The 22,061-nt window shown below is 49.9% G+C and carries 20 protein-coding genes; 19 read left to right on the top strand and 1 reads right to left on the bottom strand.

Going from position 1 to position 22,061, the window contains the following annotated elements; all coding sequences use genetic code 11:
• Window positions 1-118 precede the first annotated feature (118 nt).
• From spo0A to ACR0QT_RS08955, 4 genes are all read left to right on the top strand, one after another.
• Window positions 119-925 (top strand): sporulation transcription factor Spo0A, encoded by an 807-nt coding sequence (spo0A, locus tag ACR0QT_RS08970; protein WP_432630469.1) that lies wholly within the window; start codon window positions 119-121, stop codon window positions 923-925.
• 229 nt (window positions 926-1,154) lie between these two features.
• Window positions 1,155-2,600, top strand: coding sequence for a glycogen synthase GlgA (gene glgA / locus ACR0QT_RS08965; RefSeq protein WP_177977645.1), 1,446 nt, complete (start codon window positions 1,155-1,157; stop codon window positions 2,598-2,600).
• Between the two features lie 255 nt (window positions 2,601-2,855).
• Window positions 2,856-3,317, top strand: a complete 462-nt coding sequence (locus tag ACR0QT_RS08960) for an HD domain-containing protein (protein WP_432630505.1) — start codon at window positions 2,856-2,858, stop codon at window positions 3,315-3,317.
• Window positions 3,318-3,397: 80 nt separating this feature from the next.
• Window positions 3,398-3,856 (top strand): divergent PAP2 family protein, encoded by a 459-nt coding sequence (locus ACR0QT_RS08955; protein ID WP_308450354.1) that lies wholly within the window; start codon window positions 3,398-3,400, stop codon window positions 3,854-3,856.
• 235 nt (window positions 3,857-4,091) lie between these two features.
• Here ACR0QT_RS08955 and ACR0QT_RS08950 read toward each other — a convergent pair whose 3' ends face one another.
• A complete protein-coding gene (locus tag ACR0QT_RS08950; RefSeq protein ID WP_432630468.1) occupies window positions 4,092-4,874 on the bottom strand; it encodes a type III pantothenate kinase in 783 nt (260 codons plus the stop codon).
• Between the two features lie 446 nt (window positions 4,875-5,320).
• Between ACR0QT_RS08950 and coaBC the strand changes: the two genes are divergently transcribed.
• From coaBC to ACR0QT_RS08875, 15 genes are all read left to right on the top strand, one after another.
• Window positions 5,321-6,508, top strand: coding sequence for a bifunctional phosphopantothenoylcysteine decarboxylase/phosphopantothenate--cysteine ligase CoaBC (gene coaBC, locus ACR0QT_RS08945; RefSeq protein WP_432630467.1), 1,188 nt, complete (start codon window positions 5,321-5,323; stop codon window positions 6,506-6,508).
• Window positions 6,509-6,700: 192 nt separating this feature from the next.
• Window positions 6,701-8,293 carry a peptide chain release factor 3 gene (locus ACR0QT_RS08940; RefSeq protein ID WP_432630466.1) on the top strand — a complete coding sequence of 531 codons (1,593 nt, stop codon included), beginning with the start codon at window positions 6,701-6,703 and terminating at the stop codon, window positions 8,291-8,293.
• Between the two features lie 75 nt (window positions 8,294-8,368).
• Window positions 8,369-8,815, top strand: a complete 447-nt coding sequence (locus ACR0QT_RS08935) for a GatB/YqeY domain-containing protein (RefSeq protein ID WP_432630465.1) — start codon at window positions 8,369-8,371, stop codon at window positions 8,813-8,815.
• A 139-nt stretch (window positions 8,816-8,954) separates the two neighbouring features.
• Complete coding sequence (gene pepV / locus ACR0QT_RS08930) at window positions 8,955-10,361, top strand: dipeptidase PepV (protein ID WP_432630504.1); 1,407 nt, start codon at window positions 8,955-8,957, stop codon at window positions 10,359-10,361.
• 102 nt (window positions 10,362-10,463) lie between these two features.
• Entirely contained in the window at window positions 10,464-11,021 is a 558-nt protein-coding gene (locus ACR0QT_RS08925) for a hypothetical protein (protein ID WP_432630464.1), read from the top strand.
• 163 nt (window positions 11,022-11,184) lie between these two features.
• Window positions 11,185-12,042 (top strand): methylenetetrahydrofolate reductase [NAD(P)H], encoded by an 858-nt coding sequence (gene metF, locus ACR0QT_RS08920; RefSeq protein ID WP_432630463.1) that lies wholly within the window; start codon window positions 11,185-11,187, stop codon window positions 12,040-12,042.
• An 11-nt stretch (window positions 12,043-12,053) separates the two neighbouring features.
• On the top strand, window positions 12,054-12,692 hold the full coding sequence (locus ACR0QT_RS08915; RefSeq protein ID WP_432630462.1) for a vitamin B12 dependent-methionine synthase activation domain-containing protein: 639 nt from the start codon (window positions 12,054-12,056) through the stop codon (window positions 12,690-12,692).
• Between the two features lie 73 nt (window positions 12,693-12,765).
• On the top strand, window positions 12,766-15,222 hold the full coding sequence (locus tag ACR0QT_RS08910) for a homocysteine S-methyltransferase family protein (RefSeq protein WP_432630461.1): 2,457 nt from the start codon (window positions 12,766-12,768) through the stop codon (window positions 15,220-15,222).
• A 380-nt stretch (window positions 15,223-15,602) separates the two neighbouring features.
• Entirely contained in the window at window positions 15,603-16,481 is an 879-nt protein-coding gene (locus ACR0QT_RS08905) for a helix-hairpin-helix domain-containing protein (RefSeq protein WP_432630460.1), read from the top strand.
• A gap of 153 nt (window positions 16,482-16,634) precedes the next feature.
• On the top strand, window positions 16,635-17,333 hold the full coding sequence (locus ACR0QT_RS08900; protein ID WP_432630459.1) for a response regulator transcription factor: 699 nt from the start codon (window positions 16,635-16,637) through the stop codon (window positions 17,331-17,333).
• Between the two features lie 270 nt (window positions 17,334-17,603).
• Window positions 17,604-19,073: a hypothetical protein gene (locus ACR0QT_RS08895; RefSeq protein ID WP_432630458.1), complete on the top strand. Its 1,470-nt coding sequence runs from the start codon at window positions 17,604-17,606 to the stop codon at window positions 19,071-19,073.
• Window positions 19,074-19,152: 79 nt separating this feature from the next.
• Window positions 19,153-20,133 (top strand): alpha/beta hydrolase, encoded by a 981-nt coding sequence (locus ACR0QT_RS08890; RefSeq protein WP_432630457.1) that lies wholly within the window; start codon window positions 19,153-19,155, stop codon window positions 20,131-20,133.
• The gene (gene rlmH, locus ACR0QT_RS08885) at window positions 20,130-20,609 is read left to right on the top strand and encodes a 23S rRNA (pseudouridine(1915)-N(3))-methyltransferase RlmH (RefSeq protein WP_432630456.1); all 480 of its coding nucleotides are present in this window, start codon (window positions 20,130-20,132) and stop codon (window positions 20,607-20,609) included. The genes ACR0QT_RS08890 and rlmH overlap by 4 nt, the downstream gene beginning before the upstream one ends.
• A gap of 279 nt (window positions 20,610-20,888) precedes the next feature.
• Window positions 20,889-21,656 carry an N-acetylmuramoyl-L-alanine amidase family protein gene (locus ACR0QT_RS08880; RefSeq protein WP_432630455.1) on the top strand — a complete coding sequence of 256 codons (768 nt, stop codon included), beginning with the start codon at window positions 20,889-20,891 and terminating at the stop codon, window positions 21,654-21,656.
• A 44-nt stretch (window positions 21,657-21,700) separates the two neighbouring features.
• Window positions 21,701-21,859, top strand: a complete 159-nt coding sequence (locus ACR0QT_RS08875; RefSeq protein ID WP_432630454.1) for a hypothetical protein — start codon at window positions 21,701-21,703, stop codon at window positions 21,857-21,859.
• The last annotated feature ends 202 nt before the right edge of the window (window positions 21,860-22,061 follow it).

Raw genomic sequence — 22,061 nt, 5'->3', positions numbered from 1 at the left:
ATTTTGGGCGCGTTTGTCGAATCCTGCGCTGAAAAGAAATTGCGTTGAGACAAAGGCAGAGGCTATAATACATTTTATTACAGGATGATTACAGGAAAAGGAAGAGGAGGAATGAAAAATGACAGATTTTCGCGTGGTAATTGCAGAAGATAATCCGCAGATGATGGCACTGATTCAGCAGATGCTGGAGGATGAAAAAGGATTTTGCGTAGTTGGAAAAGCAGAAAATGGAGAAGATGCATGTGAGATGATTCGGAAAACCGACCCTGACCTGGTATTGTTAGATGTAATCATGCCAAAACTGGATGGAATTTCCGTGATGGAAAAAATCAGGAAGGAGCGGGCGGGAAAACAGCTCCCAGCTTTTATCATGGTGACCGCAGCCGGAAGTGAGCGCGTTGCACAGGAGGCATTTCAGCTAGGTGCAAGTTATTATATTATGAAACCGTTTGAGAAAACCATTTTGATGGATAAAATCAAGAGAGTTTGTCGGAGTGTCATCGCTGTCGAACCTCAGCAGGAACAGAAACGCGTTGTCCCTTATTCCGATCCCGGAGAGTACATCAAGCAGAATCTGGAAAACGATGTGACACAGCTTCTTCATGAGATTGGAATTCCGGCGCATATCAAGGGATACCAGTATTTGAGAGATGCAATCTCGATCTCAGTAGAGGAGAAGGATATGCTCGTCTCTGTGACGAAGGTTCTGTATCCGACGATCGCAAAGCGTCACAATACGACTTCAAGCCGTGTCGAGAGGGCAATCCGCCATGCGATAGAGGTCGCCTGGAGTCGCGGAAGACTTGACACTCTGCACAAATTGTTCGGATATACGGTCAGCACAGGAAAGGGAAAACCGACGAACTCAGAATTTATTGCCCTGGTTTCCGACAAAATCCGTTTAGACTACAAGAGACTGGCATAAATTTGGAATGTTTAGAAAAATAAAGCAAGATTTTACTTTCTAAATTGCCACAAATATTGTATACTTGAAGATACGAGGTTATCGTTTTCGTGTGTCAGGGATTGCAGTTCAGATAAGTTTTCGATGGGATCTGAGTGCGTGAGAAACGCGAAGCATCTATGATGGAGCGTGAGCGGTAGCGAGATGAGAATCCGCGAGGGGAGCGGGTACGGTAGAGGAGGGGGATTCGATGAAAAATATTTTATTTGTGGCATCGGAAGCAGTTCCATTTATTAAGACGGGAGGTCTGGCGGACGTTGTCGGTTCACTTCCAAAGTGTTTTGACAAGCAGTACTACGATGTGAGGGTGATGATTCCGAAGTACCTGTGTATCCCGGAAAAATGGCGCAACAACATGACCTATGTCAATCATTTTTATATGGATTATCTCGGTCAGAGCCGTTATGTCGGAATTTTGCAGTATGTGTATGATGGAATTACTTATTATTTCATTGATAATGAGTCCTATTTCGGTGGTCCGAAGCCTTATGGAGACTGGCTTTACGATGATGAGAAGTTCTGCTTTTTCTGTAATGCAGCACTCTCAGCACTGCCGGTGATCGGATTCAAACCGGATGTAGTTCATTGCCACGACTGGCAGACCGGTCTGATTCCGGTTTACTTAAAAGATCGTTTCCGCGGAGGCGAGTTCTTCCAGAACATCAAGTCCGTCATCACGATTCACAACCTGAAGTTCCAGGGCGTTTGGGATGTGAAGACGATTCAGAGATTTTCGATGCTTCCGGATTATTACTTTACGCCGGATAAGCTCGAGGCATACAAGGATGGAAACCTCTTAAAGGGTGGAATCGTGTTTGCTGACGCGATCACAACCGTAAGCCCGACGTATGCGGAGGAGATCAAGATGCCGTTCTACGGTGAGGGTCTTGACGGTCTGATGCGTGCACGTGCGAATGATCTGCGCGGAATCTTAAACGGCATCGACTACGATGAGTTCAATCCGGAGACGGATTCCCTGATCGCTCAGAGCTACAATGCAAAGAATTTCCGCAAAGAGAAGGTAAAGAACAAGCGTGCCCTTCAGGAGCAGTTAGGACTTCCGGTTGATGAGAAGAAGTTCACCGTCGGCATCGTTTCCCGTCTGACGGATCAGAAGGGTCTTGATCTGATTCAGTGTGTGATGGATGAGCTGTGCAGTGATGACATGCAGTTGATCGTTCTTGGAACCGGAGATGAGCAGTATGAGAACATGTTCCGTCATTATGACTGGAAGTACCATGATCGCGTTTCCGCTCAGATCTATTACTCCAATGAGCTGTCCCACAAGATCTATGCAGGCTGTGATGCATTCCTGATGCCGTCCCTGTTTGAGCCGTGCGGACTGAGCCAGCTGATGGCCCTGCGCTATGGTACTGTTCCGATCGTTCGTGAGACCGGCGGACTCAAGGATACCGTAGAGCCGTACAACGAGTACGAGAGCAGAGGAACCGGTTTCTCCTTCTCGAACTACAATGCGCATGAGATGCTTGACACGGTTCGCTATGCAAAACACATCTACTACGACAAGAAGAGAGAGTGGAACAAGATTATTGACCGTGCGATGAGCGCAGACTTCTCCTGGCATGCTTCCGCAATGAAGTATCAGGAGCTTTACGACTGGCTGATCGGATATTAAAGATCTGAGTGATAAAAATTTGAATCATAAGAATCTGAGTCATAAAAGAAATAAGTAAGGCTTGAGTAAAGATCTGTGGTCATCTGATGTGAGATGAAATTTCTGATGTGAGATGGAAATAAGGTGAGAAATTTGATCAGAAGACAGGATTTGCTGACTGCCGAGGAACGGCGTCAGTTGAAAGAATGGCTGGAAGATACCGGCTGGACCGCTCTCGGGCGGTATGCGGGGGATGAGGAATATTTGAGCTGTGTGATGGACATTCTGGAGCATCCGGTGTTTCAGTCGATGGAACATTACATTCAGCACGGTCAGACGACGTGCCGGGATCACTGCATCCGGGTGTCGTATCTGACTTACCGCATATGCAAGCGGATGGGATGGAACAGCCGGGAGTCGGCGAGAGCCGGTCTCCTTCACGATCTGTTTCTCTATGACTGGCATACTCACGGAAAGATGACCGGAGAGCGCTTTCACGGTTTCACCCATCCGAGAACTGCGATGAACAATGCAGAAAAGTATTTTGAGGTGACGGAGGATCAGAAAAATATGATTCTCCGCCACATGTGGCCGTTGACTCCGATTCCACCGGCGACGAAGGAAGGCATGGCACTCTGTCTTGCGGACAAGGCGTGCAGTCTTGCGGAAGTCGGGGACGGAATCAGAGAGAACCAGTGGGTTTGCCGGCTGGCTCACGTTCTGCACGTTGCAGGATAAGAACAGAACCGATTAGCAAATTGGTAGAGAGTCAGCGAAGAAAACGAACGATAACGGCATCCGGATGGGAGTAGAAAAACATGACATTCTGGGAAAGTTTGTGTAGCAATGAGGTACTCGTCAGCGCGCTGACCGGTTGGGTAGTCGCGCAGGTGCTCAAGACGATCATTGATTTTTCAATCAACAAGAGTTTTACACCGGAGAGACTTGTGGGATCGGGCGGAATGCCGAGTTCCCACTCCGCGACAGTCTGTGGACTGACAACGTCCGCGGGACTGTGCTACGGGGTGAGCTCGTTTGAGTTTGCGATCTCCTTTGTATTGTCGGCGGTTGTGATGTATGACGCAATCGGAGTTCGGCAGGAGACCGGAAAACAGGCGAAACTTCTGAATCTGATCATGGAGCAGGATTTCTTCAAGCTCGACAATGAGCATATTCAGAAAAGACTCAAAGAGTTTGTCGGACATACCCCGCTTCAGGTTCTCGCTGGCGCAGTGCTTGGAATCTTGCTGGCACTCTGGATACATTCGCTGTATTAAGGTGTTATGAAAGTGGGATAAAAGCGGTGTTGGACTGCGAAGCGGTATGAAACGGTATGGAAATTGGAAATGAAAATCGAGATTGCGATTTCGAGTTGTTCAAAAAGAAAAGGAATCAAAGAGGGGCTGGTCCCCGGCAAGAGATAGGAGTTTGCCGGAGATCAGCCTCTTTTTAGATGGTTTTTGAGTTCTTGAGTTTCTGTGTTTGTGCGTGTATACGTTTAAACGTAAATGTTTATGCGTTCTCTTTTGCAGTGTTGTTCTTCTCGTAGAGAATCAGAAGTCCCTTTAAGAGAAGGGCATCGTCGTAGACGATCTTGTGACGGCAGAGTGGAACAACGAAGCGGGAGAGACCGCCGGTTGCAACGATGGAAGGAGTCGTTCCGAGCTCTTCCTGCATGCGGTCGATGATTCCGTCGATCATGCCGGCATTGCCGTACATGATTCCGCTTCTCATGCAGTCGATCGTGTTCTTGCCAATGACACTTTTTGGAATGTCAAGGCTGATCGACGGGAGCTGGGCAGTCTTACTGCTCAGGGAGTCGAGGGAGACGCGAAGACCCGGGAGGATCACACCGCCGATGTAGTTGCCGGACTGATCGACAACGGAGAGTGTCGTCGCCGTTCCCATGTCGATGACGATGATCGGGCACGGATAGTCGTGGATGGCGGCAACTGCGTCGACGATCATATCACTGCCGACGGTTTTCGGGTTGTCCATCAGGATGTTCATTCCGGTCTTGATGCCTGCACCGACGAGCATCGGGTGATAGCCGAGGATCTTTTTCACAGCGGAGGAGATCACGGCGTTTAAAGGCGGGACAACGGAGGAGAGGATTGCTCCCTCGATCTGTGACGGCTCGATGTGATGAATCTCGAGAATGTTTTTGATGTTGATCGCATACTCGGTGCCCGTCTTGTCGTGGCTTGTCGTCACGCGCTCCACAAAATAGGTCTGTTTGTCGTCGATACAGCCGATGACGATGTTTGTATTACCCATATCGATTGCTAATATCATATAAAAACTCCTTTAAAATTGAATTCGTATCTGTTCTGTCTGTTTCCACGATAGTATTCTGTCATGATGGTATCCCGTTGTACTGGTATCCGGTCATGTACAGTAACACCTTAACGTTACTGTTCACGCGCACGTGCCCAGTAACGGAATTTGCCGTGGCTTCGCATTTAAATACGGCAAATTCCCGCTACCACCACGTTATCTTACGGCACTTTCGGTTCCAAAAGTGCCTACCTCTGTACAGTAACACCTTAACACATAATGGAAGGAAACTCAAATGGAATCCCTTTCAATGAAGAAAAAAATATGGTACAATGATTACCAAATTGGTCAAAATTAGTTTGTTTTATGAAAAATTATGAGAAATACCGAAGAACGTTATCGCTGTGAAAAGTGATAGAAAAATCGATAGAAAAGTCGATCGAGAATCGGCAGGGAGGAAAATCATGCTTCAGGGAAAGACTGTGGTAATTGGCGTGACGGGCGGAATCGCCGCCTACAAGATCGCCAGTCTTGTCAGCATGTTGAAGAAACAGCATGCAAACGTGCGTGTCATTATGACGGAGAATGCGACGAATTTTATTACACCGGTGACATTTGAATCGCTGACCGGAACGAAATGTCTGGTCGATACGTTTGACCGGAATTTTGAGTTTCAGGTGGAGCATGTCTCGCTCGCAAAACAGGCGGATATCTTCATGATCGCTCCGGCGACGGCGAACGTGATCGCAAAGGTGGCGCACGGTCTTGCGGATGATATGCTGACGACGACGTTTCTTGCCTGCAAGAAGCCGAAGTACATCGTCCCGGCGATGAACACGCAGATGTACGAGAACCCGATCACGCAGGACAATCTTGAGATTTGCCGAAAATACGGAATGCATGTGATTGAGCCGGCGAGCGGATACCTCGCCTGCGGGGACACCGGAGCCGGAAAGATGCCGGAGCCGGAGACTCTGTTTCAGTATATTCTTCAGGAGATCGCGTTCCCGAAAGATCTTGCCGGAAAGAAGATTCTTGTGACCGCAGGTCCGACACAGGAGGCGATCGATCCGGTTCGCTACATCACGAACCACTCGACCGGAAAGATGGGATATGCGATTGCGCGCGCAGGTGCGCGAAGAGGCGCCGAAGTGACGCTTGTTTCCGGTCCGGTGAACCAGAAAGTTCCGCTTGGTGTAACACTCGTCCCGGTTGTGAGTGCTCGGGATATGTTTGAGGCGGTGACGTCTCGAAGCGCTGAACAGGATGCAATCATCAAGTCGGCAGCGGTTGCCGATTACCGTCCGGCGGTTGTCGGAACAGAGAAGACGAAGAAGAGCGACGGGGATATGAGCATTGCGCTTGAGCGAACCGATGACATCCTCTCATGGCTTGGCAACCATCGCAGAGAGGGACAGTTCTTGTGCGGATTCTCGATGGAGACCCAGAATATGCTTGAAAACTCAAAGGCAAAACTCGAGAAGAAGCATGTCGACATGATTGTCGCAAACAATTTGAAGACTGCCGGAGCCGGATTTGGAACGGACACGAATGTTGTGACGCTGATCACAAAGGACGGAGCGGAAGAACTCGAAAAGATGTCGAAGGATCAGGTCGCCCATGTGCTTCTCGACCGGATTTTCCGGAAATAGTTTTTTTGCGTGTCGGGGCACATTCTTTTTGGTTGTCAAAACGGAATTTCTCTGATAAAATTAAAGGTTGAGACAAAATAACAATAAGAAGAGCAATAAAAATAGCAACAAGAATAGCAACACGAAACGATTCAAAACAATCATACGAAGAGAGTAAAAGAGTAAGTAAAAGAGTAATTGGAGGAAAGACGCTTGTCAAATATAGCAGAAGAAATTAAGAAACGAAGAACCTTTGCGATTATTTCCCACCCGGATGCAGGTAAGACGACCTTGACCGAGAAGTTCCTGCTCTACGGAGGAGCAATCAATCTGGCTGGTACCGTAAAGGGAAGAAAGGCTGCAAAGCATGCAGTTTCGGACTGGATGGAGATCGAGAAGGAGAGAGGAATTTCCGTTACCTCCTCCGTTATGCAGTTTGAGTACGACGGATATTGCATCAACATTCTGGATACCCCGGGACATCAGGACTTCTCGGAGGATACTTATCGTACCCTGATGGCAGCGGACAGTGCCGTGATGGTCATCGACGGATCAAAGGGTGTCGAGGCGCAGACGATCAAGCTGTTCAAGGTCTGTGTGATGAGAAAGATCCCGATCTTCACCTTCATCAACAAGATGGACCGTGAGGCGAGAGATCCGTTTGAGCTGATGGACGAGATCGAGAACGTGCTCGGAATCCGTACCTGCCCGATCAACTGGCCGATCGGCTGTGGAAAGAACTTCAAGGGTGTGTACGACCGTCACGACAAGACGATCACGACGTTCACCGCAGCGATGGGTGGACAGAAGGAGGTTGCAACCCAGACGTTTGATGTCGAGGGCGCAGATGTGGATTCTGTGATCGGAGCAGACTATCACCAGCAACTTCTCGACGAGATCGAGCTTCTCGACGGAGCGGCAGATGAGTTCGATATGGATCGTGTCAGCCGTGGAAACCTCTCCCCGGTCTTCTTCGGATCGGCGCTGACAAACTTCGGTGTGGAGACATTCTTAAAGCACTTCCTCAAGATGACGACGTCCCCGCTTCCGAGAAGAACAACAACCGGAATCATTGATCCGTTTGAGGAGAAGTTCTCCGCGTTCGTCTTCAAGATTCAGGCAAACATGAATAAGGCACACCGCGACCGTATCGCATTCATGAGAATCGTATCCGGCAAGTTTGAGGCTGGAATGGAAGTCAACCACGTTCAGGGCGGAAAGAAGCTGAGACTGACTCAGCCACAGCAGATGATGGCTCAGGACAGAAAGATTGTCGATGAGGCTTATGCCGGAGATATCATCGGTGTCTTCGATCCGGGTATTTTCTCAATCGGTGATACGCTCTGCCTGTCGAATGAGAAGTTCCAGTTTGAGGGCATCCCGACATTCGCACCGGAGCATTTCGCTCGTGTGCGCCAGATCGACACGATGAAGCGTAAGCAGTTCTTGAAGGGTGTTTCCCAGATTGCACAGGAAGGTGCGATCCAGATCTTCCAGGAGTTCAACACCGGTATGGAGGAGATCATCGTCGGCGTAGTCGGAGAGCTTCAGTTTGAGGTCCTGACCTATCGTCTGGAAAATGAGTACAACGTAGAGGTTAAGCTCGAGAAACTGCCTTACGAGTACATCCGCTGGATTGAGAACAAGGAAGAGATCGATGTTGCCCGCATTCAGGGTACTTCCGACATGAAGCGCATCAAGGATCTCAAGGACAACCCGCTTCTGCTGTTCGTCAACAGCTGGAGTGTCGGCATGGTTGAGGAGAGAAATCCGGGTCTGAAACTCAGTGAGTTCGGACGGGACTAATAACCCGCTTAACAAAACAATAAATAGATAAACAACAAATACAAATAAATATAAGAGAAGAGAGGAGAATGTGTCATGAGCAAGATTGATGTAGTAAGAAAAGCAATGGTAGAGGCAATGAAGGCAAAAGATAAGGCGAGAAAGGATTCCCTTTCCATGCTTCTGTCCGCATTGAAGAACGCGGAGATCGACAAGCGTGAACCGCTTACCGAAGAGGAAGAGAATGCGATCGTGAAGAAAGAGATCCGTCAGACTCAGGAGACTTACGATCTTGCTCCGGCAGACCGCACAGACATCAAGGAAGAGGCTCTGGCAAGAATGACCGTTTACAAGGAGTTCGCTCCGGAGGATATGAGCGCAGAGCAGATCGCAGAGGTCATCAAGGGCGTTCTCGCAGAGCTTGGCATTGAGAAGCCTACCGGTGCAGACAAAGGCAAGATCATGAAGGTTCTGATGCCGAAGGTAAAGGGCAAGGCAGATGGCAAGCTCGTCAACCAGACCCTGTCTGAGATGATGAAATAAAGAATCTGAGCAGTAAGAAAAACAGGAATTAGAATTAGAAATAGAAATTAGAAAAATTAGAAATAGAAACTTAGAAACAGGAATCAGAAAAGAGAAGAAGAGAAGCGTGCAAAGAAATTTGCAGAAAGTGAGCGACATCATGTACAAGGACAAAATTGACAAATATATTGAAGCACACAAACAGGAGATGATTGAGGATATCTTTGAACTCTGCCGAATCAACAGCGAGAAGATGCCGGCTGAGGAGGATATGCCGTTCGGACCGGGACCGGCAGAGTGCCTTGACACGGCTCTGGACATGGCAGAGGGATACGGATTTGAGACCCTCGATTATGATGGTTATGTTGGCTGTGTGGATATGAGCGAGGAACTGCCGAGACACCTCGACATTCTGGCGCATCTGGATGTTGTTCCGGCAGGCGAGGGCTGGACCGTAACTCAGCCGTTTGATCCGATCGAGAAGGACGGACGCCTGTACGGACGCGGAACCGCAGACGACAAGGGACCGGCAGTCGCAGCTCTCTACGCAATGCGTGCAGTCAAGGAACTCGGAATCCCGTTAAAGAAGAATGTCCGCCTGATTCTCGGCACGGATGAGGAGTGCGGAAGCTCCGACATCAAGCACTATTACAGCACGGAGGAGGAAGCACCGATGACATTCTCTCCGGATGCCTCCTACCCGCTTGTAAATGTCGAGAAAGGACGTTTCCCGGGTCATTTCACGAAGGAATTTGAGGCATCCGAGGCCCTGCCGAAGATCGTGAAGATCAATGCCGGAACGAAGATCAACGTTGTTCCGGGCAAGGCAAAAGCTGTTGTAAAGGGAATCGAGAAATCTGTTCTTGAGAGCGCAGAGGCAGAGACGACTCAGGCAATCGGCGTGAAGTTTGAGAATGACTGGAACGGAGATGAGGCAGAGATCACCGCTGTCGGTGCAGGTGCTCACGCTTCCACTCCGGAAGATGGAAACAATGCGCTGACCGGTCTTGTGAACCTGCTGTGCCGTCTGCCGTTTGCACAGAGTGCTCAGCTTGACTCCCTGAAGGGAATTGCAGAGCTCTTCCCGCACGGCGATATGAACGGAACAACAATCGGAGTTGATATGCAGGATGAGATTTCCGGACGCATCACGCTCTCTCTCAATATGCTGACTGTGACCGATACGACGATTGACGCTGAGGTCGATGGAAGAATCCCGGTTTGCGGAACCGATGAGAACGTGCTGGAAGTTGTCAGAAAGAGACTTGGCGAGCATGGATTTACCCTGCACAACAAGGCACTGATCGCTCCGCACTATGTGAGCGAGGATTCCGATTTTGTTCGGACTCTGCTCAAGGCCTATGAGGCATATACCGGTGAGAAGGGAACCTGCCAGTCGATGGGTGGCGGTACTTACGTTCATCACTTAAAGAACGGTGTCGCTTTCGGCGCTTCGATGCCGGGGGTAGACAACCGCATGCACGGAGCAGATGAGTTCGCAAATATCTATGATCTTGTGACAAGTGCGAAGATCTTTGCTCTGGCGATTGTGGAGCTCTGTGGCTGATCGTTGACGAATCGAGAGGATCTCTGAGGAATATTTGACGGATCATTCATGAATATTCATCGGGTATTTATCAGAGATTCTTCGCTTCGGAAAGGAGGAGCGATGATTCGGAGAGTTTGTCCGATCTGTGATCAGGTCATGACAGGGAGACATTACTGTCGGGTCTGTCACAGCTGGGTGCGTCATCCAAGAATTCAGGATGTGACGTACTATCTGAATGAACGCCATCCGCAGAATGAAACCTCTTGCAGTTACCATGACCATGATTCCTATCAGGATTCGGTACATAGGCAGGGGGAGTATTCCGCCAGTCCTAAGACAAAGAAGGGCGGAAAAAAGGATGGCAAAAAGGATAGTAAAACGAATAGTAAAACAAAGACAGAGAAGACGATGACTGTCTCGACAGTGAAAACTCTGTCTCAGACAGGCAAGAAAAACAGCCAGAAATCCTCAAAAAATGGCTCTTCTCTGAGTGGAAACAGTGGAAATTACCGCGGTGGAAACGACTGGGAGGAGACATTTGGAACCCGGACAGACAACTCAAAGAAGGAGGGGAAGGGGAGCGCGATCGGAGCCTTTTCTCTCTTCCTGATTTTGATTGTGGTCTGGAGACTGTTTCTTGCAATCTGGAGTATCGTTCAGGCATTTTTGATCTGGTAGATCTGGATTTAATAAGGTCTGGGAAATGAAATGATGGCAAGTCATAAGGAATATATACATGCGCTTTGCAGGCGTCGAGGAAAATAGTTCTGGGTCCTGATCTTACGGGTGGGGGCTTTGTGGGATCGGGAAGCAGAACAGAGAGACGAGGAAAGAAAATAACATGAAAATCAGAGATATTCTGGCAGAGGGCAAACCAACTCTGTCATTTGAGGTATTTCCGCCGAAGACGGAAGATAAATTTGATTCTGTGGAGAAGGCTGCACTCGAGATTGCAGAGCTGAATCCGGCGTTCATGAGCGTTACCTACGGTGCAGGTGGTGGAACAAGTGATTACACCGTGGACATTGCGTCTGCAATTCAGGCACATGGTGTGACTCCGCTTGCTCATCTGACCTGCGTTTCTTCCACGCGGGAGAAGGTTCATTCCGTCCTTGGAAAGCTCAAGGAGCACGGAATTGAGAATGTGCTTGCACTCCGCGGAGATATTCCGAAGGACGGAAAGGTGGAGCACGATTATCAGTATGCTTCCCAGCTGATCCGCGAGATCAAGGAATCCGGTGATTTCTGCATCGGTGCGGCCTGCTATCCGGAAGGTCATGTCGAGTCTGCAAACAAGTCCGAGGATATTCAGCATCTGAAGGAGAAAGTTGAGGCAGGTTGTGACTTTGTGACGACCCAGATGTTCTTTGACAACAACATCCTCTACAATTATCTCTACCGCATCCGCGAGAAGGGAATCACGGTTCCGGTGATCGCAGGCATCATGCCGGTGACAAATGCGGCTCAGATTAAGAGAATTCTCTCGATGTCCGGAACGTATATGCCGACCCGCTTCAAGGCGATTGTGGACCGTTTTGGTGACAATCCGTCTGCGATGAAGCAGGCAGGAATCGCGTATGCGACCGAGCAGATCATTGACCTTCTTGCAAACCATGTTAACGGCATTCATGTCTATTCGATGAATAAGCCGGATGTGGCACGGCAGATTCAGGCGAGTCTGTCTGAGATCCTGAAATAGGATCAGAGACAATGGAGTGGAATGAGCGGGAGATCCTGCGCTATCTGGGGCATCGGGGACAGGAGATTCCGGAAAATGTAGAAGAATTGATCAAAGAATGTGAGCGGGAGCTGGAGCAGATGGCGTCTCCCCGGGCAATGTGGAAGGAGTATCCGCTCTCGATTCAGGATCACGTCCTGGATATGGGATTTTTACAGACGAGAAGCAAGAGTCTGGAGCGAAATCTCAGGGACTGTGAGAGAGTCATTCTGTTTGCGGCGACACTTGGAAGCAAGGTGGATGTCCTTCTGCACCGCTATAATATGATTCAGATGAGCAAGGCAGTCGTGATGCAGGCGGCGTCAGTCGCGATGCTTGAGACGTTTTGCGACGAAAAAAATCAGGAATTAAAGAATTCTTACGAGGCGAAGGGCTGGTATCTTCGCCCGCGTTTCAGCCCCGGATACGGGGATTTTCCGCTTGAGTGCCAGCGCGAGATCGCACCGGCGCTTGAGATGGGAAAGCGAATCGGAATCAATCTGACAGATACGCTTCTGATGATGCCGTCAAAATCCGTGACGGCGGTGATCGGGGCGAGCCGTCTGCCTAGAAACTGTACCGTACAGGGCTGTGAGGTCTGTGCGAAGCGGGACTGTGCATATCGCAGATAACATGTCGCAGATCAACGGGATGTGGGATGCGAGTGTCGACTTGAACTTAATGAGAGAAGGGAAAACAGAGCGCATGGATATTTTACAGGAGATACAGAAGCGGGTTTGCTTCTTTGACGGTGGAATGGGAAGCCTGCTTCAGGCAGCGGGACTGAAACCGGGAGAACTTCCGGGAATCTGGAACATCACACATCCGGAGGAGCTGGTGAAGATTCACCGCGCCTATCTGGATGCAGGTGCAGACATTATGACGACAAACACGTTCGGTGTCGATGCACTCAAATACAATGAGAATACGGAGTATCAGCTTGATCCGGTCATCACTTCGGCTGTTCGCAATGCAAAGAAAGCGGTGGAACTGAGCGGAAGAGATGCCTGTGTCGCCCTCGATATGGGACCGACCGGAAAACTACTCAAACCGCTTGGCGACCTCGCATTTGAGGACGCGTATGAGCTTTACAGCCAGGTCGTTCGGATCGGTGCGCGTGAGGGCGTGGATCTCGTGATCATTGAGACGATGAGCGACAGCTATGAGACGAAGGCGGCTGTTCTTGCGGCAAAGGAGAACTGTGATCTCCCGGTGTTTGTGACGGTGACATTTGATGAGAAGGGAAAACTGCTGACAGGCGGAACTCCGGCTTCGATCGTCGCAATGCTCGAGGGACTCGGCGTTGACGCAATCGGTATGAACTGTGGACTCGGTCCGATCCAGATGAAGGAAATCTTAAAAGATATGCTCGCAGTCACCTCGGTTCCGGTCATCGTCAATCCGAATGCCGGTCTTCCGAGAAGTGAGAACGGCGAGACCGTCTATGACATCAATGCGGAGCAGTTTGCGGACGCCCTCTCTGAGATCGTCGACATGGGTGCGCGCGTTGTCGGTGGTTGTTGTGGAACGACCCCGGAACACATTCGCCGGGTTGTCGAGCTGTGCAAGGACAAGACTCCGGTTCCGGTTGTAAAAAAGCACCGCAGTGTGATCTCCTCGTTTTGCAAGGCAGTTGAGATCGGAAAGAGCCCGGTGCTGATCGGAGAGCGCATCAACCCGACCGGAAAGTCGAAGTTCAAGCAGGCGCTCCGCGACCACAACCTCGAGTACATTTTGCGCGAGGGTGTGACCCAGCAGGATCACGGTGCCCATGTGCTCGATGTCAATGTCGGTCTTCCGGAGATCGATGAGAAGGCGATGCTTGTCGAGGTGGTTCGCGAGCTTCAGAGCATTGTCGAGCTTCCGCTTCAGATGGATACAACAAATGTCGAGGCGATGGAGGCGGCACTTCGCGTCTACAACGGAAAGGCGCTGATCAACTCCGTAAACGGAAAGCAGGAGTCGATGCATGCGATCTTCCCGCTTGTGAAGAAGTACGGCGGTGTGGTTGTTGCCCTTGCGCTCGATGAGAGCGGAATCCCGGAGACGGCGGAGGGTCGAATTCAGGTCGCAAAGAAGATCTACAAGACGGCTGCGGAGTACGGAATTGAGCCGGAGGACATCATCATTGATGCGCTGTGTCTGACCGTCAGCTCCGACAGTCAGGGCGCAATCACGACGCTTGAGACTCTGCGCCGTGTCCGCGATGAGCTTCACGGTTATACGGTGCTCGGTGTCTCAAACATCTCATTCGGTCTCCCGCAGAGAGAGATCATCAACTCAGCCTTCTTCACGATGGCAATGCAGAATGGACTTTCTGCGGCGATCATCAACCCGAATTCTGAGGCGATGATGCGCGCGTATTACAGCTTCAAGGCCCTGATGGATCTCGACCCGCAGTGCGGAGAGTACATCAGCATTTATGGCAACCAGCCGGCAGTCAGCCTCGGTCAGAGTGTTGTCCGTTCCTCGGATGGCAAGACGGCAAAGAGCGGAGCGGATGGATCTGGAAATGCCGGTGGTTCCGGCGATTTAGAGGAAGTTCTCGGAAACAGCATCATCCGCGGACTCAGAGATCAGGCGGGCGTGGCAGTCAAGGAGCTTCTTGAGACGAAAGATCCGCTCGATGTCATCAACGGATGCATGATTCCGGCGCTTGATGTGGTCGGTAAGGGATTTGAGAAGGGAACACTTTTCCTGCCTCAGCTTCTGATGAGTGCGGAGGCCGCAAAGACCGCATTTGAGGTTATCAAGGACAAGATGGCAAAGAGCGGACAACAGCAGGAGAAGAAGGGAACGATCATCCTTGCAACCGTAAAGGGCGATATTCACGACATCGGAAAGAACATCGTCAAGGTACTGCTCGAGAATTACAGCTACGATGTCCTCGATCTCGGAAAGGATGTTCCGCCGGAGCTGATCGTGGAGACGGCGGTGGAGAAGCATGTGATGCTTGTTGGACTCAGCGCGCTGATGACGACGACGGTTCCGAGCATGGAGGAGACGATCCGCCAGCTTCGCGTTTCTGCTCCGTGGGCGAAAGTCATGGTCGGTGGAGCTGTCCTGACTCAGGAGTATGCAGACACGATGGGGGCAGACCAGTACTGCCGGGACGCAATGGCTTCGGTCAACTACGCGGAGAGTGTGTTTGGAATCAACTAAAACTCAGAGTGGGTATTTCCCCTCCTATTCCAGTAAAATTGTTTATGGAAATCATGGGGAGATTCAGAGAGAAATTCAGAAAGAAATTCATTCCTGAAAATCCATGAGATGAGAGAGAAAAGAGAAAAAGAGATGGAAAGACAGAAAAGAGCGATCGGATCTGTTTTTCTATCTCTTTTTGTTTTATGGAAAAGTTTTTCTTTGAGCTCGTTTCTTTGATTTGAAAGGGGGGGAAGGAATCGCTTCGTGCAAAGGTGGTGGAATTTTCTAAAGGGAAACTCAAGAATTTCGTTAGGATTTTCGGCTTGTAATTCCTGATTTCTTTCGGTAGAATAGAGCTAGGCTGAATCTGGAATTCTCTCGGAAAAGGAGAGAATTTTATGAATCAAAAAGAATCAAAACCGATGGGAGTATCTGGAATCTTAAAGTGGGTGGTTCTGGCAGTGTTTCTGCTCGTCGCAGGATGTCTGTTCAGTTGTGGGGCATCGGAGGTGTCGATGGAGATCGCGTTGTCCTCGACGGACTCGCCGGATGATGAGACGGCGGAGAATGAGCAGAACCGGGGAGGAGAATCCCTCACGGAAGCGAAGCAGAAAGCGGAAAGCGAAACGCTCACGAAAGCCGGGGAAGAAAATCCGGCAAAAGATGCGACTGCGACTGCAACCGGGGAGAATGAGAATGCGTCGAGAGATGCACCGGAAACTGCATTGAAAACGGTATCAGAAACTGCGATCGAAGAGGCAAAATCAGAGTGTTTTGTCTATGTGTGTGGCGAGGTGGAAAGTCCGGGAGTCTACTGCATGGAGGAGGGACAGCGGATCTTCGAGGCGGTCGAGCAGGCGGGCGGTTTTACCGATGAGGCAGTGCGGGAGTATCTGAATCTGGCAGATGAGATCTGCGACGGGATGAAGATTTTTGTCCCGAGCAGGGAACAGGTGCAGTCCAGACAGATCCCACCGGAGGGGCTTATTTCCTACGGCTCCGGTGATGGAGGGGGAGCAAATGCTGGAAACGCCGGAAGTGCTGTCGGTGTCGGAAAGACGGGATCAGGCTCGGCGTCAACTTCAGCAAAGGTCAATCTCAACACCGCATCAAAGGAAGAACTGATGACGCTCAAAGGGATCGGCTCGGCGCGGGCGGAGGATATCATCCGTTACCGCGAGAAACACGGCGGATTCCAGAAGATTGAGGAGATCAAGAAAGTCTCCGGCATCAAGGAGACAACCTTTGAAAAGATCAGAGATCAGATCACCGTCTGAGGAATACACTGCGTTTCCGTCGACTGGAATTTTGAGAAATAGACAGAGATTCGATCATCGAAAGAAACGATAGGAAATGAATGATCGGAATCGTTGATTTGTTGATTTAGAGATTTAGAAAGTGAATGAAGAGCAAGAGTAGAGGAAATTATTATGGCAAAGATCTTGGTAGTGGATGATGAAAAACTGATTGTGAAAGGAATCCGTTTCAGTCTGGAGCATGAGGGCTGGGAAGTGGATTGTGCTTACGATGGGGAAGAGGCGATCAATCTGGCAAAGCAGACCGAATACGATGTGGTTCTGCTCGATGTGATGCTTCCAAAGTTTGATGGATTTGAGGTGTGTCAGGCGATTCGGGAGTTCTCGGAGATGCCGATCATCATGCTGACTGCCAAGGGCGGAGACATGGATAAGATCCTCGGCTTAGAGTATGGCGCGGATGATTATATCACAAAGCCGTTCAACATTCTCGAGGTGAAGGCGCGCATCAAGGCGATCATGCGCCGAAATGCGAAGAAGACGCGAGTGGCAAGCGAGCCGGAGAATAAGATGATCAGTGCCGGCGATCTGAAACTCGACCGGGAGGGACGCAGAGTCTTTATCGGGGAGAAGGAGATCAATCTGACTGCGAAGGAGTTTGACCTCCTCGAACTTCTCGTGTGCAATCCGAACAAGGTGTACAGCAGAGAGAACCTGCTTGCTCTTGTGTGGGGAAACAAGGCGTCCGAGTCGGGCGATGTGAGAACCGTGGATGTTCATGTGCGCCGTCTGAGAGAGAAGATCGAGCCGAGCCCGAGCGATCCGAGATATGTGCACACAAAATGGGGCGTGGGATACTATTTCCGCGCCTAGCCTCCCCATTTTCGTTACTGTTCACGCGCACGTGCCCAGTAACGGAATTTGCCGTGGCTTCGCATTTAAATACGGCAAATTCCCGCTACCACCGCGTTATCTTACGGCACTTTCGTTTCCAAAAGTGCCTACCTCTGAACAGTAACCAATTTTCCCATCGAACGAAAATCTGACATGGGCATAGGACAAACGTAGAATAATAGGGTGTGAGAAACACAGAGGGGGAATCCACTCTGTGTTTATAAATCTGAGAAAGAAGGGACTCCTGAGATGGCAGAGAAAGGGCATAGATGGAGAAGATTAGATAATACCGCGAAGATTTTTCCGGTGATTGCGAACGAGGGAATGAGCCAGGTGTTTCGCATTTCCGCAGTCTTGAAGGAGGAGGTTCAGCCAGAGCTTCTTCAAAAGGCGTTGGAGGATATTCTTCCTCATATTCGGGAGTTTCGCGTCAAACTGCGCCGGGGACTTTTCTGGTATTATTTTGAGGAGAATGACCGGATTCCGCAGGTACAGCGCGAGAGCACATACCCGTGTCGCTATTTAGATCCGCATGGGAGTCAGCGCTTTCTGTTTCGCGTGACGTATTTTAAATGCAGAATCAATCTGGAGGTCTTTCATGCGCTGACGGATGGACTCGGATGTGCGAGATTCTTGAGAAGTCTGGTGGCGCGCTATCTCGAGCTTGTCAAGGAGGAGCCGGGAGTCTGGATGCCGGAGGATGAGGAAAAGCCGGATGAGCAGATTTTTGAGACTGTGGACAGCTATCTGGAAAATTACCGTGAGATGGAGCATCGAAGTTACAGCTCGAAGCCGGCATTTCGGATGGAGGGACATTTTCTTCCGCTCGGAAGTGGTCAGGTGCTCCACGGTTATCTGAAGGTTGCAGAGGTCAAGGCGGTGGCAAAGAAGCATGGCGTGACGGTGACGAAGTATCTTGCGTCCGCTCTGATCTGGTCAATCTGGCAGGAGTACCTTGAGGGAAAAGCAGATCGAAGACCGGTGGTTTTGAATATTCCGATCAATTTGAGGGCATTTTTTCAATCAGATACGATGGCGAACTTTTTTGCGGTCAGCAGTATCGGCTGGCTGTTTCGCGATCCCGAGATGACGTTTGATGAACTTGTTCAGAAGATCAGCCGTCAGATGGATCGGAAGATCACGAAAGAGCGTCTTGAGGAGAGCATTTCTTATAATGTCTCAAACGAGAAGAAATGGTATCTGCGGATCATTCCGCTTGTGATCAAACGCCTTGCGCTTGGATTTATTTTCAGTCTCAAGGATCGGGCGTACACGATGACGCTCTCGAACATCGGACCGATTCGGATGGACCTTGAGTTTTCCGAGTTCGCCGATGATGTGGAGCGTTTTCAGGTTATGATCGGAGTTTCAAGAAAACAGCCGTGTAAGTGCAGTGTCTGTGCATACGGGGATGAGATGACGGTGACGTTCACCTCGGTGTTTGCGGACAGCCGGATTCAGAAGCGTTTCTTCCGGAAAATGAAGGAGGATGGAATCTCTGTGCGCCTTGAGGGAAATGAACTCAGCGGGGCGAGAAAGCGGGACAATTATCCGCGAATTCGCCGAGTCTGGGTGATCCAGAAGGGCGGAGAGAAGCGCGCAACGCGGATGGCAAAGAAAGTCGGACATACCGGGGAGCATGTCGCAAAGGGGCTTTGGGATTATCTCAGAGGAAAAGAAAACTGGAAGGAAGAGCTTCGCCGTAGATTCCATGTTTAGAAAAAATGTGGATGTTTAAACATTTTGATTAAACGTTTCGGCAGGATTTGAGAGAGCAGAGAAGAGAGACAGAGACAGCATGAGAGAAGAACGAGTGAGCCTGCGCGGGAAACTGGTGCGGGATATGATGAAAAATATGATGGATTCCGCAATGGGACACAAGTTTCAGACCGGTGAGTATCGGATGAATCCCGTAGAGCCGGCGTGGATCTGCCCGCCGGAGTACGAGTATGAGATCGTGGAGATGGAAAATTTCCAGATGGAATATCTGCGCCCGACGGGAATCTGCACCGGTCGCGTCGTGCTCCAGCTTCACGGGGGCGGTTACATCGGACCGATGAAAAATATTTATCGCGATTTTGCCGTGCAGTATTCCCAGCGGAGCATGGGAGCAGATGTGTTGACGATCGATTACCGCGTTGCTCCGAAGCATCCGTTTCCCTGTGCGCTTGAGGATGCCGTGACGGCGTACCAGTGGTTGATGAAGGAGAAGAATTACCGAGCGAGAGACATTGTAATTGCCGGGGATTCCGCGGGCGGAGGACTTGCGCTCGCGCTTGTGATGTATCTGCGCGATCATGCACTTTCCTTGCCTGCCGGTGTTCTCGTGATGTCGCCGTGGGCAGATTTGACTTGCAGTGGGGAGAGCCATGAGACGAATTTCCACAGAGATCCGCAGTTTGGCGGAACGACCGACAACATGTTGCACGACAGCAGTTACATCGGGGATGCTGATCCGCGAGATCCGTATCTCTCCCCGATGTTTGGAGATTTTGCGGACTTTCCGCCGACGCTGATTCAGGTCGGAAGCGAGGAAGTTCTGCTGAGTGATTCGCTGACAGTCGCCCAGAAACTCAGGGAGGCACACAGAAAGCTTCGGATCTCTGTCTATGACGGAATGTTTCATGTATTCCAGATGGCGCTTCGCCTGATCCCGGAAAGCCGTGAGGCGTGGGAGGAGGCAGGGCGATTTTTGGAGATCGTTTACGGAGTTGAGAGAACGGAAGAGGGACGAAAGGTGCGGTTGGTGCGTTCCAACCGCAGACGGAAAAAGAGATGAAGATTACAGTAATTGCAGTTGGAAAAATCAAGGAAAAATTCTTCTCGGATGCGATTGCAGAATACCAGAAACGACTGAGTCGTTACTGCAAACTTGAGATTGTTCAGGTCGCAGATGAGAAGACACCGGATAAGGCGAGTGATCTGCAAAATGAGCAGATCAAGAAGAAGGAGGGGGAGCGGATTCTGGCACACGTCAAGGACGGTGCCTATGTGATTGCACTTGCGATCAACGGAAAAATGCTCAGCTCTGAACAGCTCTCGGCAGAACTCGAGCGTCTTGGAAATCAGGGTCAGAGCCAGATTGTGATGATCATCGGTGGCTCGCTCGGTCTCTCGAAAGAGGTGCTCGACCGCGCAGATTACAAGCTGAGCTTCTCGCCGATGACATTTCCGCACCAGCTGATGCGTGTGGTGCTCTTAGAGCAGGTGTATCGCGGATTTAAGATCATGGCGGGAGAACCGTATCACAAGTAAACCGTACCACAAGTAGAGCTTGCAGCGTCTGGGAGATGGTTTTCTGCTGCACCGACCGCAGTGAAACGGAGAAGAACAGTGATTTTGATAGGAAGATGTCAGCAGGGTTGACTAAAGTCACACCCCAAGTCTCCGCGCAGGAATAAAATGTCAGAAAGATGAAAGATTTTCATCACAAATACTTTGTAATTTTGTGGTATGATGAAAGAAATACAAAAGTAAAAAGTAGAATGATAGAATTTGAATAAAACTGGATCGAAGCTGGAGGAGGAATTTGTGATGATCAAAATGAAAGCTCTGGGAAAACGATTGGTGATGGCAGTCGCTGTGGGAGTCTTGTCCGTGGCGATGGGTGTGAGCGTATTTGCAGCAACGCGTCTCGACAAGGTCAGCGATGCGTACTGGGATGATACGAACATCACGGTGGCGCGCTGGGATGAGGTTGAGGATGCCACCCAGTATGAGATTTATCTCTACCGCAACGAGAGCAAGGTCGGTGAGGCGAAGACGAAGAAGACGTATCTGAATCTGGAAAAGAAGATGACAAGCGCCGGGGAGTACACGTTTAAGGTTCGTGCGCTCGGCAAGGGAAGATCGACCGCAAATGGATACTGGTCAGCTGAGTCGGATGTGACCTACATCAGCGAGGATTACGCGGAGCTGATCAAGAATGGCGGACACATCGATACCGAACATTCCGGTCCGGGAGCGAAGATCGATGAGAGTACTGGTCAGACCACATCGACCTCAAGCCAGACAGGAGTCGTGCTGAGCGCAGGCTGGCAACAGGATGCGAATGGCTGGTGGTATCGCAATTCTGATGGCATTTATCCGTCAAATGGCTGGTGGCAGGACCCATCTACGAACGTCTGGTACTATCTGGATGCACAGGGATATATGAAGACCGGATGGATCGATGACAACGGCAAGAGATATTACTGTGATCTGTCTTCTGGTGCAATGCTGACTGGGGAGCAGACGATCGACGGAACAACGTTTGTGTTTGATGAGTCTGGTGTGCTTCTGGAAACCTCAACCATTCAATAACTGAGTGATTCGTGTGATAAGTAAAATATAGGGTAGTATAATAGGTGCAAGGTGTAACGAAATATCTTTACACTTCAAAGCTGGATACTGCCACGGGTGCATTTTTCTCACATCAGGATCCGGCAATGGTGGAATGGTTTGTAAAAATGGTTGAAGAACGCAAATCACAGCACGACAGCAGCAAAGAAAAAAAGAACTGGTAAAGCAACTTCTTGACAGTTCCATTATCTGATGCTATTATAGTACGAGATTCGGACTTTACGGGGAGAATATGATAATGGACACAATTAAGGAGCAGATTGATACATTTGTGACAGAATGGCAGGCAATCACAATGGCATACAGTGATTATGCCAGATCCATAGGAATTAATTATACAAGTTTACAGGTATTAAAATATATAAC

Source organism: Brotaphodocola sp. (assembly GCF_050873365.1).
Classification (GTDB): Bacteria; Bacillota; Clostridia; order Lachnospirales; family Lachnospiraceae; genus Brotaphodocola.
This window is presented reverse-complemented; position numbering and strand designations above follow the sequence as displayed.

Coding starts and splice junctions, on each gene's coding strand:
- spo0A (WP_432630469.1), top strand. CDS start 119: ATGACAGATTTTCGCGTGGTAATTGCAGAAGATAATCCGCAGATGATG.
- glgA (WP_177977645.1), top strand. CDS start 1,155: ATGAAAAATATTTTATTTGTGGCATCGGAAGCAGTTCCATTTATTAAG.
- ACR0QT_RS08960 (WP_432630505.1), top strand. CDS start 2,856: ATGGACATTCTGGAGCATCCGGTGTTTCAGTCGATGGAACATTACATT.
- ACR0QT_RS08955 (WP_308450354.1), top strand. CDS start 3,398: ATGACATTCTGGGAAAGTTTGTGTAGCAATGAGGTACTCGTCAGCGCG.
- ACR0QT_RS08950 (WP_432630468.1), bottom strand. CDS start 4,874: ATGATATTAGCAATCGATATGGGTAATACAAACATCGTCATCGGCTGT.
- coaBC (WP_432630467.1), top strand. CDS start 5,321: ATGCTTCAGGGAAAGACTGTGGTAATTGGCGTGACGGGCGGAATCGCC.
- ACR0QT_RS08935 (WP_432630465.1), top strand. CDS start 8,369: ATGAGCAAGATTGATGTAGTAAGAAAAGCAATGGTAGAGGCAATGAAG.
- pepV (WP_432630504.1), top strand. CDS start 8,955: ATGTACAAGGACAAAATTGACAAATATATTGAAGCACACAAACAGGAG.
- ACR0QT_RS08925 (WP_432630464.1), top strand. CDS start 10,464: ATGATTCGGAGAGTTTGTCCGATCTGTGATCAGGTCATGACAGGGAGA.
- metF (WP_432630463.1), top strand. CDS start 11,185: ATGAAAATCAGAGATATTCTGGCAGAGGGCAAACCAACTCTGTCATTT.
- ACR0QT_RS08915 (WP_432630462.1), top strand. CDS start 12,054: ATGGAGTGGAATGAGCGGGAGATCCTGCGCTATCTGGGGCATCGGGGA.
- ACR0QT_RS08910 (WP_432630461.1), top strand. CDS start 12,766: ATGGATATTTTACAGGAGATACAGAAGCGGGTTTGCTTCTTTGACGGT.
- ACR0QT_RS08905 (WP_432630460.1), top strand. CDS start 15,603: ATGAATCAAAAAGAATCAAAACCGATGGGAGTATCTGGAATCTTAAAG.
- ACR0QT_RS08900 (WP_432630459.1), top strand. CDS start 16,635: ATGGCAAAGATCTTGGTAGTGGATGATGAAAAACTGATTGTGAAAGGA.
- ACR0QT_RS08895 (WP_432630458.1), top strand. CDS start 17,604: ATGGCAGAGAAAGGGCATAGATGGAGAAGATTAGATAATACCGCGAAG.
- ACR0QT_RS08890 (WP_432630457.1), top strand. CDS start 19,153: ATGAGAGAAGAACGAGTGAGCCTGCGCGGGAAACTGGTGCGGGATATG.
- rlmH (WP_432630456.1), top strand. CDS start 20,130: ATGAAGATTACAGTAATTGCAGTTGGAAAAATCAAGGAAAAATTCTTC.
- ACR0QT_RS08880 (WP_432630455.1), top strand. CDS start 20,889: ATGATCAAAATGAAAGCTCTGGGAAAACGATTGGTGATGGCAGTCGCT.